Genomic DNA, 14,244 nt, shown 5'->3' with positions numbered 1-14,244 from the left:
GACTTAAGGCCAGAAGTTAGTAAAGCCTGAGCGTTGTAATCGTTGCTGCATCCATTCGAGTTTAGCTTTACTACGACAGGCGATACCAATTCGGGTATCATTTTGATTATCGTTAACTGCTTGTCGATATAAGTCTGGGCGAGCTTCAGGTTCATCCCATATTTCGCTCAATGATCTTTTTAGAACTGTTGAAAGTTCAGTCAGTAAGGTATCTGATAAAATGCCATCTGCACTCAATTGGTTTGAGTCGTTAGACTGCTGGATCAGCATAAGTTTATCGTGATCACCATCAATACGAGGCAATACTTTACACATTAAGAAATCATCCCAGACGGCTTGTAATTCAACATCGCTAGTAGGGTTGGTGCTAATTACTGATAGTAGTAATTCATTCAACGCTCTAAATGCCAGTTTAAAAGGCGTGTTATCTAGAACATGGTTTACTGCTTTTAAAAAGGCGATACTTTTTTGACCTGTACTATCTATGGTAGGTAGGTCACTGGGGCTAGCGTGAGAATAAATGGGATAGCTTAGTGTTTTGTGTTGTACGACTGGATTAAAAAAATGATCAAAATCATTAGGGAAGAAGTCACCAAAATCAAAGCTTAATGCGCGGTCAATAACCTTGCGTGAAAAGCCATGAGTGGTCTCATCCATGTTAACGGTGCCTGCCACAATAAGGTTAAAGGGCAGGCTCATACCATGCTGACAGAATAACGCCCAGACTTCATCATAAATACCGTCCTCAAAGCCTAATTCTTGGCGTAGCTCGGCAATGTTGGCGACTTGGTTAAACACTGTGGGTTTTAGAATAGCATCACAACGGTATTGAAACTCATCGTCTGTCCACTGCCATTCACGGGTCTCTAAAATAGATAAATAATCAGCAAAATACTGTTCTACAGGGGCTAGATTCATCTCGTCTAAACATAGCCAGTAGGGGCGTATTTGCTCTAATTCTTCTTTATTACCTAGCACACTAAGTCTATTATCCTGATCCACAACGATATCAAGGTCAGCGTCAATAATGGCGTGCCATGCTTTAGCGATAAACTTCAAAACATCGGTAGTTACGTACTGAGCATGACCACTTAAGCGTGAGATATAACCCAATAAATCACTCGGCTCATGCCAATCTGGCCGTACTGAAGTTAGGCAATAGGTCTCACTTAAGCTGCCCGTCACCTTAGCTTGCTCGCGAACAAATCTTGTTTTTCCTGTGCCAGATATGCCAGCTAGGAGTAGAAATGGTTTGGATAGTTGGGTTAGATTATTAAAACTTATATTTTTATAATTCTTAGGTGTTTCTTTTATAGCAGGCTGCTCTGAAGAGTCAAAATCAAGGCTTTCTATATACTGATAGATAGTCTCTATTTCTTGATAAAAGCCGAGTAGCTCTGACAAATCATTTTTTAGCTTATCCTCACTAAGTTCAGTATGAGCATCGTAGTACTTAGCAATAATATTATAGCTTTCATATGATTTACCTAGAGAGGTTGTAGCACGTAAATCTATGGTTTGTTGGCCCCAATTACTTAACTGAGGTAAGTGAGCTAAGACATATTGTTGGATATAGTTGGCACGATGTTCGGCTTTAGTTTTACCTAAGGTCTGGGTTGGTACTGTCGTACCTTGATTTAGTGATAGGTAAAATCCAGATCCATCTGCACGGAAAAGATAAACAGGATAAATGCCGTCCTGGGTGCTATCTGTCAGATTAGGGTTTAAGATTGATATCCAAGGAATATTAGCCCAGTTTCCTGCACCGACACTTGCTTTCACTAAGTAAGATGGGTTGAACATATGTACAAGTGAAGCAACACTATTTTGTACTTCATTTCTAAAAAACTGAGCTAAATTGTGACCAGAAAATGGTTCTTGAGTTGCTTGCACCCAGTTAGAAGTAAAATAAGTAAGCTGTTGGGCAAGCGTATTTTGCGTCATTGTGTACTTCATCCAAAATATAAGTTTAACGAGGCGAGAAAATAATTTTACCCACACTTTTAAGCTGGGATATAAAACGGGCCATTAAATATACATCCTAGTGTACATCAATGCCTACAAATCATCACCTCCAGTAGCTAGCGCACTCAAACACGTCAAATATGCTTTAATCAATTAGCTGCTGTTTATTAAGTCATAACCACTAGAGCCCATTTGAGTGGTGATCTGCAAGAGGTAATATATACGTATTGGCTAGACTAGAGGTAGCCGATGTATAAAACGACAAAGGGCAGCCAGTTGTCCATTTTAGATTTTTGCTTGATAAGCCTGTAGAAGATACGCTTTATGATTATCTAATTTAGGAGTAGGTGCTATTGAGTATGTAATCAATCTGCTTTCTAGTGCTAACACTCCGCCCATAAGCGCAGTGAAGTTCAGCTAGTGATTGGAGTGTAGTTTCTGCTAAATGAAGCTGCTCAATTTTATCTGTCATTATTACCTGCTTTTATTAAATCAACTATTAAAAGATAGCTATATAGTATAAAGGATCGAAAGGATGATAGTTTGTAATGCTCTATTATCGAATATGGAGCCAAAAGGGGTAGGTCGTATATTATAGATTACCTAAGACCGTATATGAAGGTAATAGCGATTTAGTATGGCTAGACCTAACAAGCCCCTATCAAAGGGGCTTATTTTAGTTAAGCCATAATCTGTCATTCAAACCCCAATATTAAGCACATCACCTAAGCAAAATGCTAAATATAAAAAGGGTGCTAACGTACTATGATATATAGCGTTAGCACCCCTTTTTACTACTGCCAATATTTAATTATTATCGATATTTATTCATCAGACTAATAATCGTAATCCCTCGTTAATAAGGCTATTAGCATCTAACAAATTATCATTTGAACCCTAAGATAAATCTTACTAGATGCATTATCATCAATGTGCTTTGGCACTAGCCCTTTGCTTGAACACTAATAGACAGACAATTATGAATATCAATAGCGCAGCTGATGCACCAAAACGGCTTAGTGCAAGACCACCATGATCAATAGGCTTATCTAAAAAGTCGCCTAACACCGCACCTAATGGACGAGTTAGTACGAAAGCACTCCAAAATAATAACGTTTTAGATATCTTAGTATAAAAATGAGCTAGAGCAATGAGTGCTAACAAAGACCCAAAGATAATCGCGCTGGTGGTGTAGCCCATACCTTTGCTATCGGCTACCCAGTCACCAAGGGCGGTGCCGAGTGTTTGCGAGAACATAATAGTCGTCCAGTAAAACACCTCAGCTTTAGGTTTGCTGATACTATCGACGGCGATACTACCCATCGTTTTTTGCCAAGTGATCAAACACAAGCCGAGTAAGGCTATTAGTAACACTGAGCCGCCAGCGTAGCCAATCCCTAACGATCTGGTCACATAGTCTGCTATTGTTGTTCCTAAAGTGGTGGTTGCGATAATCGTCGCCCAATACAACCATTTGTTGAACGAGTTAGCTTTTATCTGGGTAGCGACTGCTATTGCAAAAATTATAGCGAAAATACCAGTACTGACAATGTACCCTAGATTTAATGACATTGATAAAGCGTCACCTGCAGTCTCGCCCAATGTCGTTGCTGCAATCTTTATTATCCAAAACAGTAAAGTAACTTCTGGTACTTTTGACAAAGCGTTCTTTATCGGATCGTGATCTGAAGCGGTAATTGGGCTTGAAGACTTTAAAGGTGTATTCATGGGTGGATTCGCTCTGTTAATAATCAAATTTAATATCATATTGTAGACATTAATAGGTTATCGATAGAGGTGTTAAGAAAGCGTCAAGATTACCTGCCTTTATCAAAAGCTTTTATTAACTTAGAAAACTAAGGTAATACAGAGTCCTTTATTATTGCTTTGACTTGAAAGGCTAGCGGTAGAGTCATTCATTAATACATCGATACCTGCCTGCTCACAGATTGATTTGACGATAGAGAGTCCTAAGCTGTAAATATCCCCTAAAATAACACAGCTCAAACGTAGAATTTCTTATAAAATACCCATAAGGAGTTTTAATATGAGCAAACGAATGACTGAGACCCAAATCGTATCGATATTAAAAGAAGCAGATGCTGGGGTACCTGCTAAAGAGCTGTGTCGTAAATACGGTATTGCTAGCTCGACTTTTATAATGAGGAACGTCAAGAAACAGTCTGGGAGACTGTTTTAGTGACGCAAGACGGAGCGACAGCGAAGTTAGATCCAAGTATGGAGGCATGGAAGCCTCTGATGTTAAGCGATTAAAAGAGCTTGAAGAAGAAAACCGTAGGCTAAAACAGATGTATGCTGATTTAAGCCTCAAAGCGCAAATGCCCGAAGAGATCATAAAAAAGCTATAGCGCTTGCCCTTGAGCGCAAAGTCTGGGCACAAGAGTTACAGGCGCAGTATGGTGTTAGTATTGCATTGAGCTGTCAGGTGGTCTGTATGAGTCGAACCGCTTACTACTATAAGCCTAAGCTATCTGATGATAGTGAGATTATTGATGTCTTAAACAAGCTTACTGACAAGTACCATCGTTGGGGTTTCCCAAAGTGCTTTAAACGCATACGCAAGCTTGGCTATTCATGGAATCATAAGCGAGTACACCGTGTTTATACAGCGTTAAACTTAAACCTACGCCGTAAGTCTAAAAGACGGCTACCAACACGTAACCCCCAGCCGCTAAGTGTGCCAAACGCATTGGGTCATACTTGATCTATGGACTTTATGAGCGATAAGCTGCACAACAATATTCGCTTTCGAACCTTTAATGTGATTGATGATTACAACCGTGAAGTATTAGGCATTGATATTGGTACCAGCATTCCCTCACTCCGAGTAATTCGCTACCTTGACCAGCTAGCCGAGTGGCATGGCTATCCTAAGCAAATTCGTGTGGATAACGGCAGTGAGTTTACATCCAGCATATTCACTGATTGGGCATCAGCTCATGGTATTTATATTGACTATATCGAGCCTGGCTGTCCTTATCAGAATGCTTATATTGAACGGTTTAATCGTAGTTATCGCAATGAGGTCTTGGATTGTTATTTATTCAATGATTTAAATGAATTCAGTCAACTGACTGAGGAATGGATCACGGTTTATAACACCGAAAGACCCCATGATTCACTTAATGATATGACACCTGCCCAGTACAGGCAGGTGGCTTAATTATTCTACGATGATGTTGTGTTAAGAATGGGGTATTTACACACCAATATTTATGAGAGTATTTGCTCGAAAAATTTCTCATTAAACATTTCTCATTGAACATAGGCAAACGCTCTTATCATGCAGCTCATGACATTCTTGAAAGTCACTGAGTTTAATCAGTAGTTTGAAGGGACAAGAAGGAGATGATAAATAAAAAATTAGCGGTTTATAGAATATATTAACTAGACAGTATTTAATAATATTAAAAAGATTCAATACGTTACTAAATTATACTTAATGACAGCACTAACCTTGCTCAAATAATACTGTGATATATCAATCACTTTAAGCTTTTTGGTTGGCTAGAGTAGGGGTTGCTATATCTAGGGATAATAGTAGGAATTACAGGCAATAAAAAACCCTCACAGACTCTGCGAGGGTTTCGTATATGGTACCGGTGGTCGGACTCGAACCGACACGCTTTTAAAGGCAACGGATTTTGAATCCGTCGTGTCTACCAATTCCACCACACCGGCATGTAGGGTTAGCTTGCTCTTATTGAATTCAATAAGTGGGTAGATAAGCTAGGATGCGTATTATAGCAACTTCTGAAATAGGGTCAAGAAGTTTTAATGCTATTTTTACGCCAAGGGCTATTAACCTACGAAAGCACGTTCAACCACATAATCAGCAGGCACGCCCATACGTGGAGAAACCGTTAAGCCTGCAGCATCCAAAATCTCAGAAATATCAGCGTTAAAAGGCATACTACCACAGATCATAACGCGGTCATCTTCTTTATTGATAGGTGGTAAACCGATGTCTTCATACAACTTGCCTGAGCGCATCAAATCAGTGATACGGCCAGTGTTGCGGAAGTCCTCACGAGTAACCGTCGGATAGTAGATGAATTTTTCACGATACCATTCACCAAATAACTCATCATTAGGTAAGGTCTCTTCGAACATCTCGCGATAAGCTAAGTCTTCAACTTTACGCACGCCATGGCAAAGAATAATTTTATCAAACTTCTCATAGACCTCAGGGTCACGAGACAAAGATAAGAAGGGTGCAAGACCGGTACCGGTAGAGAGCATATACAGATTTTTGCCGGGCAATAAATCGTCGACTACCAACGTGCCGGTAGGTTTTTTACTGATAATAAGCTCATCGCCCACTTTAATATGCTGTAAGCGCGAAGTTAATGGGCCGTCTTGTACCTTAATTGAAAAGAACTCCAAATGCTCTTCGTAATTTGGGCTGGCGATAGAATAAGCACGCATCAGCGGCTTACCATCTACCATGATACCAATCATAGCAAATTCACCGTTACGAAAGCGTAAGCCGGCATCACGAGTGGTTTTGATAGTAAATAATGAGTCATTCCAGTGGTGTACGTAAGTCACTGTTTCGGTATGAAATTTTGACATAAAGGCCTCAATAAATAATGATGGCGAGAAGAGTTTAAAAGTGAGCTCTAATAGATAAGGTTTAACAACTGGTCATAATAATTTATGACGCCTCAGAGCCATGTGGCCGCTGAGATAAATAGATGCCTGATGACAGTTCGCCAACAGCGGTTCACATCGCGGCGAGTTCAGGCATAATTTTTAAGCTGCACATCATAACAAATTATTGCTTATCATAACGGCAATAAGTGTAAAAATGCATTAAAGCATCATAATAAAATGGAATAACGGATGTTAAAAAAATTATAAGCCAGTATTTTTGGTCAATGAGTTAAGGATATTCTGCCTTGCGAGGGTATGCCTCAACGATTACTGTGCGGTTTGATGTGCGTTCATATTTAAATAATGTATTAAAATAGAGTCAAGGCGAGGCGTTAGCGTGATTAAGCCTAACATGAGTCAGCCATTAGCCATCGAAATCAACCACAAGGTGTTAAAGACAGTATGTCACAAGATGATTTTCACCCAGATACGCCGCAGATAACCTTGCCGATTATCGGCTATCACCGCTCTGCGTTGTCTCAGAAGTTTGGTATTCCCCGTCAGCCCAATCTTGTGGCGTTGCCCAGTGTCATTGAGATGGTGACGCCGTATGATATGCCTGAGGCCTTTCTTGGCATTGAAGACTTTAGTCATCTGTGGATCAGCTGGCATACCCACCACAATCATTTAAATAGCCCTCAAGACAACGCTGAGTCAGGCCATAGGTTTAAACCCAAAGTTCGTCCGCCAAGATTGGGCGGCAATACTAAGCTTGGGGTGTTTGCCACACGCAGCACGTACCGCCCGTCGCAATTGGGGTTATCGGTAGTAAAGTTGGTGAAGGTTGAGGTAGTGTCAGGGGCAGTGCGGCTGCATATAACGGGCGCTGATATGGTCGACGGCACACCAATTATCGATATTAAGCCCTATATTGCTTATAGTGACGCGCTGACAGATGCGGTCAGTGGGTTTGCGCCTGATAAACCCAAGCTAAAACCTGTCGTTTTAAGCCCTCAGGCTGAGTCACAGCTTGACGACTTATGTCAGCAAGCAGGTAGTGGGATTGACTCAGAAGACAAACTGATTATTACCGGTTTAATTGCCCAAGACCCTCGTCCAGCTTATCGTCAACAAGATACAAAGCGCATTTATTTTATGCGCTATAAGCACTATGACATTGGTTTTCAAATGCAGTCATCGACACACAACTGCTCTGACTCAACGCTGTGTATTGTGTCTATCACGCCAGCTTAAGTATCACACCGTAGTTAAAACCAACTTCAGGATGAATGAGGTTGAATTTAAACATTAGTTACTGAGGCTGCCTTGAATTTGACCTGTTAATAACGATAATAGACACTATTGGCTGCTAGAAGCCATCCCATTTTACTAAAAAAAGAGTGTATATGTTTACCGATAGTCACTGTCATTTAAACCGTTTGGATTTGACACCGCACGATGGCAAATTAGAGGGTGTTATTACGGCCATGAAGCAGGCCAATGTGAGCCGAGCTATGGCCATCATGTGCGATTTTGCAGAATATGATGAGATTTATGACATTATTACCCAGTTCGGCGATGAGCAGCTTAATCTGGGCATGAGTGTGGGCATCCATCCTTGTGAGGACTTGGAGGTGCTACAGGCTGCTACCGTTGAGCGTTTGGTTCAGATGGCAGCACCTGATCATGTGTGGGCCATCGGCGAGACGGGTCTGGATTATTACTGGAGTGATGAGAATAAAAAAGAGCAGCAAGCAAGCCTTGCGCGTCACATTGCGGCCAGTCAGCAGTTAAAAAAACCGCTTGTGGTACATACTCGTGAAGCTAAGCATGACACCTTAGATATCTTAAAAGCAGAAAAAGCTGAGCATGGTATTATCCACTGCTTTACAGAGGACTGGGAGACTGCAAAAAAAGCCTTAGACTTGGGTTTTTATATCTCATTTTCAGGAATCGTGAGCTTTAAAAATGCGCAAAGCTTGCGTGATGCGGCGTTAAAAGTGCCAAAAGATCGACTGCTTATTGAGACTGACAGCCCTTATTTGGCGCCAGTGCCAAAGCGTGGTAAGTCTAATGAGCCGGCTTATGTGCCTTATGTCGCAACTTGTTTGGGTGATTTGTTTGGGATAAGTGCAGAAGAGGTTGGCGCATTAACCACAAAAAATTTCGAGGATTTACTGGCACAATGCTCATAAAATGGGTATCCTATGAGCTTATGACCACTCAGTCATAATCATCTTGTGTTTTGGCCTATGTGATTACAGGCCGGTTCGAGTAGATATTATTCATCAAAGTTTATACAAGGTTAGGAGTTTGCATGAGTAGGCAGCAGCAATTCAAGAACCGTGAAGAGAAGATCTTGGCTACCGCTGAGCAGCTCTTACTTGAAGCAGGAAGTGGTGACATTACTTTAGACAGTCTGGCCGATCAGCTAGATTTAGCAAAGGGTACGCTGTATAAGCATTTTTCTAGTAAAGATGAGCTGTATCTGCGCATAATTATTCGTTATGAAGAGCAGCTGTTTGACATTAACAAGATTGACGACAGTGCCTCAGCGGGTGTGTCACGTATGATTTTGCAGCAGCTTATGAATCCGCAAAAAGCCCTGCTTTTTAATCAGATAGAAGAGCGTCTGGCCGCCTCTGCACAAGGCCTAAACCGTATGTTTGGTGAGTTGTATGAGATTAGACGGGCGCGTATGAAACGCCTTATTGATATTAGCAGTCAATATCTACAAACCCAAAACAGTGGTCTAAGTACCCGTGATTACTTATCGACCATTTGGGCGATAGGGCAAGGCGGGGCAAGCTTGCTTAATTCAAGCTTTTATCAACGTTATTTAGGCCGTCGTGATACGCTTCGAGTGGCATTAATACAGCAAATGCTGGATTTACCCAAACAGTATCCAAGCTTGGATGAAGAGGACGATGACATGGTCGATCTGGTCAATCAGATTGATTCAGAAAGTGAAGCTCATATGCAGTCGCAGGCCTCTTAGTGTTATAAAGTATGCGGTAAAAAAGCCCTTTAACGATTAAAGGGCTTTTTCTTGCAGGGTAGATGATCGCAGATGTCCTAACCTATCAGATATTATTGCTTACCGATTAGGCACTAATCATTAGGCAACAAGGTGGCCTCATTAGAGCGCCAATTCTCTGCACCATAGAACAGCATTTGTGCTTGGCGTGTGCATTGTCTAAGCATCAAATCTTTTTTAGCACTGACGCCTATTAAGTCGCTTTCTTCATCGTGTGCTTGTGAATAGGTCAGATCCAGCCAATCAATAATCCACGTCAAAAATAAATTGAGCCCAGCCTCAGCCAACAAGCGTCTGTCTTCGGAGTTGATATGACTAAACGCCGGCTGTATGCCTAAATCTTCGCCCATAATTTTAGCAAATAGCTTAATTTGGGCAGCAATGGCGTTGCGCACTGACTCTGAGCCACCAAAGCGCTCACTGACTAAAAACTGCCAATAGCGAGGGTGCTCATCAATCGAGGCAAAAAATAGTTGAATGCTATGGGCAATTTGACGATCAAAGCTGCGCGTGCGCCCCATTTGCAAGCCATTACGTAAGGTAGATAAGGCTTCACCAAGCTCTTCTTCTACTAAGCTTCTGCCCAAACTTTCCATATCATCAAAATGACGATAAAAGGCAGTAGGCACAACCCCCACCTCACGAGTCACTTGGCGCAAACTAATGGAGGCAAAGGATTGACCCATCATACACAAATCAAGCACCGCGTTAAAAAATGCTTGTCGGGTCTGCATCTTTTTTTGTTCGCGGGTATTTAAATTAAGGGTGTTAGGGGTGGTCATGATAAAACACTCTCGTGGCTAATAAACAAAAGGTTAGGCGAGGCAAGCTGCTTCTAGTTGAACGAATAGGTACGCCTTAAAGCCAACAACAAAATCATGCAAGCGGGCAGGTTGTGTGCTTAGACTACCATACCTTATCACCAATACCATTTAAATCTTGCGCCAAACGGTAGGCTTCATGGTCATTCATTCCGGTAATAAAGTCTAAAATGTTTAATGAATTATCATATACATTTTCACTAAGCTGTCGATTTAGGGTATGTAAATGTTGGTTGAGTAGATGTAATAAATGCTTTTGCTCAAAGTGTGGTGGCTGCTGGGTTAGGGGCAGTAATGCCAATGGCATAAAGGCATCCAGTAGGGTTTGTAGGCAGCGATTGGCCATAAGCTCCATCCGAATCTTGCTGGGATGGGCGAATATTTGGGTAGAGGCCAATGCTTTGGCCTGAGCAATGCCTTCACTGACACTGGGCTCACAGTGATCAAATAAACTGCCGCGCATATCGCCGGCCAACATGGCATCGGCATGGGTAACAAAGGCTTGGGTGACCTTATCTACTAGGCGCATCATGGCCCGGCCCCGCAAGGCTGCCAGTTTTTGGCCTACAGGCGCATTGTTTAGTACTTCAGGCGGTGCCCCACGTGACCCAATCAAACCCAGCATCAGCGGCTCAACTTGCTGATAATCCACCATATTAAGATGAATGCCATCTTCTAAATCAATCAGCGCATAGCAGATATCATCAGCAGCTTCTAGCAAGTAGGCTAGGGGATGGCGGGCGTAGCCATCGTGTTCTTGGGAATAGGGCAGCCTAAGTTGTCCGGCCAACTTATCGAGTAAAGGGGCTTCACTATTAAAGCAGCCATATTTTTTGATATTTAGGGCACTGATAAAAGGGGCCGGCGGCGTAAAAGGCTCTGCACTTTGAGCAGATAAAGCAGCGCTCTGGTTATGTTGTAGCGGATTGCTGTGTTTGGCCAGCCACGGGTATTTCATAAAGGCGCCTAAGGTCGCGCAAGTCAAGCGCATGCCACCACGATCAGGGTGATGCTCATTACAAGTTAGGAGCCTAAAACCTTGAGCATTGCCTTCATAGCCTTGCAAATCTAAGCGCTCAGCCGGTGTTAAATGACTTAAGAATTGTTGCTGACTGGGCTGATTAAACCAGTCACGGATGGCATACTCGCCGGCATGGCCGAAGGGTGGATTGCCGATATCATGCGCTAAGCAGGCTGCCTGTACAATTACCCCAACATCAGCGACGCTAACCCCACGCGGCAAGCCTTCCGGTAGCTTGTCTTGCAGCTTTTCGGCAGCCATCATGCCTAAGGAGCGGCCGATACTCGACACCTCAAGTGAATGGGTAAGCCGAGTATGAATGCCCATCTGATTGGTCAGTGGGTGTACTTGAGTCTTTTGGTTGAGTTGCCGAAATGAGTGCGAAAAGATTAAGCGGTCATAGTCTTTATGAAACGGCGTGCGTGATTTTTCTTGGGAGGGGCGTTTTTGAATACTGCCCAAGCGGCGGTCGGTAAATAGGTACGACCAGCGCTTATTGGCAGAGACTCGCTCAGGCTTCGGGGTATCTACTAAGTGAGGGTGGGCAGTAAAATCAACAGGCTGGGTCATAAGTCACCAAATCAACAAAAAAAACAGTGTTAATTAGCATACCAGAAAAACCCATGCCCCGTCTTATGTGCTATTTTTTATCACCGGGCACCAAAACCACCCACCGCTCATTTTATAGCCCGCTTATCTGTAATTGTTTATCAGGGAGCGGCTACATTTGGCCGGTTTGCTGACAGTCGTATAGTTTATTTTGCTGTTCAAGATGAGTCTGGTCGGTAATTGATTTGGCTTTAGCAAGTGCGGTAGGCACTGAAAATAAGCTCGCCTGCTTATCTTGTACTTGCCACACTAAGCCGTGGCTGTCATCTAGACCAAGGCTGCTGATATAAGTCTGTGCGGGCAGGTTGCTGTCTTCAACTAAGTCATACTCTAGGCCATCTAACAGTAGGTGGGCGGTCTTTGGCTCATCATCGTTATGATAGTAGACGCTAATGTCGCCTTCAGGCTGACACTTAAAGGTGATACGTGGCTGGTCGGCATGGTCGTGATGATGAGCGGCTGCCTCATGGTCATGCTCATCGTGTTCGTCATGAGCCTGTTCGTCATGTTCGTCATGTTCGTCATGGCCATGCTCTGCGTGATCAGTCTGATGATCGTCATGTTCAGAATGTTCAGAATGTTCATGCTGCTCTTGGGTATCGGTGTTGGGGGCATTCGAGGGCTCATTAGGCTGGCAAGCCGTCAAGCCTAGACAGGCGCTAAGTAGTAATAAACCGCTCAAACGACCACCTGTCATTTGAGTAGCAGAGGCTAAAGTCAATCGATGGTAAAAAGACAAAGGTGACATAAAAAATCCTATAAAATAGCAAACGCAAGTTAGCGATAACAGGCTGGGTTAGATCCAGCCGAAAATACAGCCACAATAGTATGTTATATTATAACAATGATATCTGAAAATAAAGCCGACCGTTGAGTTATTTACAAGGTCGGCTTTTTTTAGGTCTCAGTATTAGGGCAAAATAAAGAGTCTTTTACCCTAAGTAACGTGAGCTGCTATTTATTTTTTATCAGCGTAAAGCTAAAGCTACACGTTAAATCTAAAGTGCATCACATCGCCATCTTGGACGATATAGGTCTTGCCCTCTAAGCGAGATTTACCGGCAGCAGCTGCGCCTTTTTCGCCGCCATGCTCAATGAAGTCTTCATAAGCAATCACTTCGGCACGAATGAAGCCGCGCTCAAAGTCAGTGTGGATAACCCCAGCCGCTTCAGGTGCCGTGGCGCCCACTTTGACAGTCCAAGCACGTACTTCTTTAACACCAGCGGTGAAGTAGGTTTGCATATCGAGCAGTTTGTAGCCCAAGCGAATGACTTGGTCAAGACCTGCCTCTTCCATGCCCATGCCCTCTAAGAAGTCGGCTTTATCTGCCTCATCTAATTGAGAGATTTCTGCTTCAATTTGGTTGCATAAAGGCAATACGATTGCCTCTTCTTTGGCAGCATAGTCACGAACAGCGTCAAGATAAGGATTGTTCTCAAATCCATCTTCACTGACGTTGGCAATATACATGGTGGGCTTTAAAGTAATTAGGCCATAGCTTTTAATCAGCTTTTTCTCATCTTGATCTAAGTTGGCACCGCGCGCAGCTTTGCCTTCGGCCAATAAAGGTTCGATTTTTTTGAACACATCAAGGGTGGCTTGAGCATCTTTGTCATTGCCCTTAGCCTTTTTAGTCAAGTTCACAATAGCACGCTCAACGGCTTCTAAGTCAGCCAAAGCCAGCTCAGTATTGATGGTTTCGATATCATCAATAGGGCTGACACGGCCATCTACGTGGATGACGTTGTCATCATCGAAGCAGCGTACCACGTGAGCGATAGCATCGGTCTCACGGATATTGGCTAAGAACTGGTTACCCATCCCTTCACCTTGTGATGCGCCAGCTACCAGACCAGCAATATCCACAAATTCCATAGTGGTCGGCAATACACGCTCAGGCTTTACAATTTCGGCCAGTTTGTTTAGACGTGGATCAGGTACAGGGACGATACCGACGTTAGGATCTTTGGTACAAAATGGAAAGTTTTCTGCGGCAATACCCGCTTTGGTTAACGCATTAAATAAAGTTGATTTTCCAACGTTTGGTAAGCCCACGATGCCACAATTAAAGCCCATGATTTTTCTCTCTTAATTTGATGTGATTTAAGGTAATAAAATAAAGTGGAAGATCGCTCATCAATAACAATCAATAAAAACGACCCTTGGATATGAG

The 14,244-nt window shown here is 42.8% G+C and carries 11 protein-coding genes, 1 tRNA gene and 1 pseudogene; 5 read left to right on the top strand and 8 right to left on the bottom strand.

What is annotated here, in order from left to right:
* Positions 1–3 precede the first annotated feature (3 nt).
* Together DLE54_RS09050 and DLE54_RS09045 are read right to left on the bottom strand one after the other, a co-directional pair.
* Entirely contained in the window at positions 4–1,944 is a 1,941-nt protein-coding gene (locus DLE54_RS09050) for an MrcB family domain-containing protein (protein WP_110816929.1), read from the bottom strand.
* A 948-nt stretch (positions 1,945–2,892) separates the two neighbouring features.
* Positions 2,893–3,693, bottom strand: coding sequence for a hypothetical protein (locus DLE54_RS09045; protein ID WP_110817374.1), 801 nt, complete (start codon positions 3,691–3,693; stop codon positions 2,893–2,895).
* Between the two features lie 319 nt (positions 3,694–4,012).
* Between DLE54_RS09045 and DLE54_RS12260 the strand changes: the two genes are divergently transcribed.
* On the top strand, positions 4,013–4,165 hold the full coding sequence (locus tag DLE54_RS12260; protein ID WP_413775361.1) for a transposase: 153 nt from the start codon (positions 4,013–4,015) through the stop codon (positions 4,163–4,165).
* Between the two features lie 28 nt (positions 4,166–4,193).
* A pseudogene (locus DLE54_RS09040) lies at positions 4,194–5,149 on the top strand (IS3 family transposase); the annotation flags it as partial.
* A gap of 431 nt (positions 5,150–5,580) precedes the next feature.
* Here the strand turns inward: DLE54_RS09040 and DLE54_RS09035 are convergent.
* Together DLE54_RS09035 and DLE54_RS09030 are read right to left on the bottom strand one after the other, a co-directional pair.
* Positions 5,581–5,667 (bottom strand) — tRNA-Leu (locus DLE54_RS09035).
* 120 nt (positions 5,668–5,787) lie between these two features.
* The gene (locus DLE54_RS09030; protein WP_011961133.1) at positions 5,788–6,561 is read right to left on the bottom strand and encodes a ferredoxin--NADP reductase; all 774 of its coding nucleotides are present in this window, start codon (positions 6,559–6,561) and stop codon (positions 5,788–5,790) included.
* 483 nt (positions 6,562–7,044) lie between these two features.
* Here DLE54_RS09030 and tsaA point away from each other — a divergent pair, with 483 nt between their 5' ends.
* From tsaA to DLE54_RS09015, 3 genes are all read left to right on the top strand, one after another.
* Positions 7,045–7,836 carry a tRNA (N6-threonylcarbamoyladenosine(37)-N6)-methyltransferase TrmO gene (gene tsaA / locus DLE54_RS09025; protein ID WP_110816928.1) on the top strand — a complete coding sequence of 264 codons (792 nt, stop codon included), beginning with the start codon at positions 7,045–7,047 and terminating at the stop codon, positions 7,834–7,836.
* A 152-nt stretch (positions 7,837–7,988) separates the two neighbouring features.
* Positions 7,989–8,777, top strand: a complete 789-nt coding sequence (locus DLE54_RS09020) for a TatD family hydrolase (RefSeq protein ID WP_110816927.1) — start codon at positions 7,989–7,991, stop codon at positions 8,775–8,777.
* A 122-nt stretch (positions 8,778–8,899) separates the two neighbouring features.
* Positions 8,900–9,580 (top strand): TetR/AcrR family transcriptional regulator, encoded by a 681-nt coding sequence (locus DLE54_RS09015; protein WP_011961130.1) that lies wholly within the window; start codon positions 8,900–8,902, stop codon positions 9,578–9,580.
* A gap of 113 nt (positions 9,581–9,693) precedes the next feature.
* Here the strand turns inward: DLE54_RS09015 and DLE54_RS09010 are convergent, their stop codons facing one another.
* The 4 genes from DLE54_RS09010 to ychF all read right to left on the bottom strand — a co-directional run bounded on the left by DLE54_RS09010 (position 9,694) and on the right by ychF (position 14,147).
* Entirely contained in the window at positions 9,694–10,401 is a 708-nt protein-coding gene (locus DLE54_RS09010; RefSeq protein ID WP_110816926.1) for a TetR family transcriptional regulator, read from the bottom strand.
* Between the two features lie 124 nt (positions 10,402–10,525).
* Positions 10,526–12,031 (bottom strand): deoxyguanosinetriphosphate triphosphohydrolase, encoded by a 1,506-nt coding sequence (locus tag DLE54_RS09005; RefSeq protein WP_110816925.1) that lies wholly within the window; start codon positions 12,029–12,031, stop codon positions 10,526–10,528.
* 151 nt (positions 12,032–12,182) lie between these two features.
* The gene (locus tag DLE54_RS09000) at positions 12,183–12,818 is read right to left on the bottom strand and encodes a hypothetical protein (protein ID WP_110816924.1); all 636 of its coding nucleotides are present in this window, start codon (positions 12,816–12,818) and stop codon (positions 12,183–12,185) included.
* 237 nt (positions 12,819–13,055) lie between these two features.
* On the bottom strand, positions 13,056–14,147 hold the full coding sequence (gene ychF, locus DLE54_RS08995) for a redox-regulated ATPase YchF (RefSeq protein ID WP_011961126.1): 1,092 nt from the start codon (positions 14,145–14,147) through the stop codon (positions 13,056–13,058).
* Positions 14,148–14,244 lie beyond the last annotated feature (97 nt).

This window comes from Psychrobacter sp. YP14 (genome assembly GCF_003209315.1).
Lineage (GTDB): Bacteria > Pseudomonadota > Gammaproteobacteria > Pseudomonadales > Moraxellaceae > Psychrobacter > Psychrobacter raelei.
This window is presented reverse-complemented; position numbering and strand designations above follow the sequence as displayed.

Coding starts and splice junctions, on each gene's coding strand:
- tsaA (WP_110816928.1), top strand. CDS start 7,045: ATGTCACAAGATGATTTTCACCCAGATACGCCGCAGATAACCTTGCCG.
- DLE54_RS09005 (WP_110816925.1), bottom strand. CDS start 12,031: ATGACCCAGCCTGTTGATTTTACTGCCCACCCTCACTTAGTAGATACC.
- DLE54_RS12260 (WP_413775361.1), top strand. CDS start 4,013: ATGAGCAAACGAATGACTGAGACCCAAATCGTATCGATATTAAAAGAA.
- DLE54_RS09045 (WP_110817374.1), bottom strand. CDS start 3,693: ATGAATACACCTTTAAAGTCTTCAAGCCCAATTACCGCTTCAGATCAC.
- DLE54_RS09030 (WP_011961133.1), bottom strand. CDS start 6,561: ATGTCAAAATTTCATACCGAAACAGTGACTTACGTACACCACTGGAAT.
- DLE54_RS09050 (WP_110816929.1), bottom strand. CDS start 1,944: ATGACGCAAAATACGCTTGCCCAACAGCTTACTTATTTTACTTCTAAC.
- DLE54_RS09000 (WP_110816924.1), bottom strand. CDS start 12,818: ATGTCACCTTTGTCTTTTTACCATCGATTGACTTTAGCCTCTGCTACT.
- DLE54_RS09015 (WP_011961130.1), top strand. CDS start 8,900: ATGAGTAGGCAGCAGCAATTCAAGAACCGTGAAGAGAAGATCTTGGCT.
- DLE54_RS09020 (WP_110816927.1), top strand. CDS start 7,989: ATGTTTACCGATAGTCACTGTCATTTAAACCGTTTGGATTTGACACCG.
- DLE54_RS09010 (WP_110816926.1), bottom strand. CDS start 10,401: ATGACCACCCCTAACACCCTTAATTTAAATACCCGCGAACAAAAAAAG.
- ychF (WP_011961126.1), bottom strand. CDS start 14,147: ATGGGCTTTAATTGTGGCATCGTGGGCTTACCAAACGTTGGAAAATCA.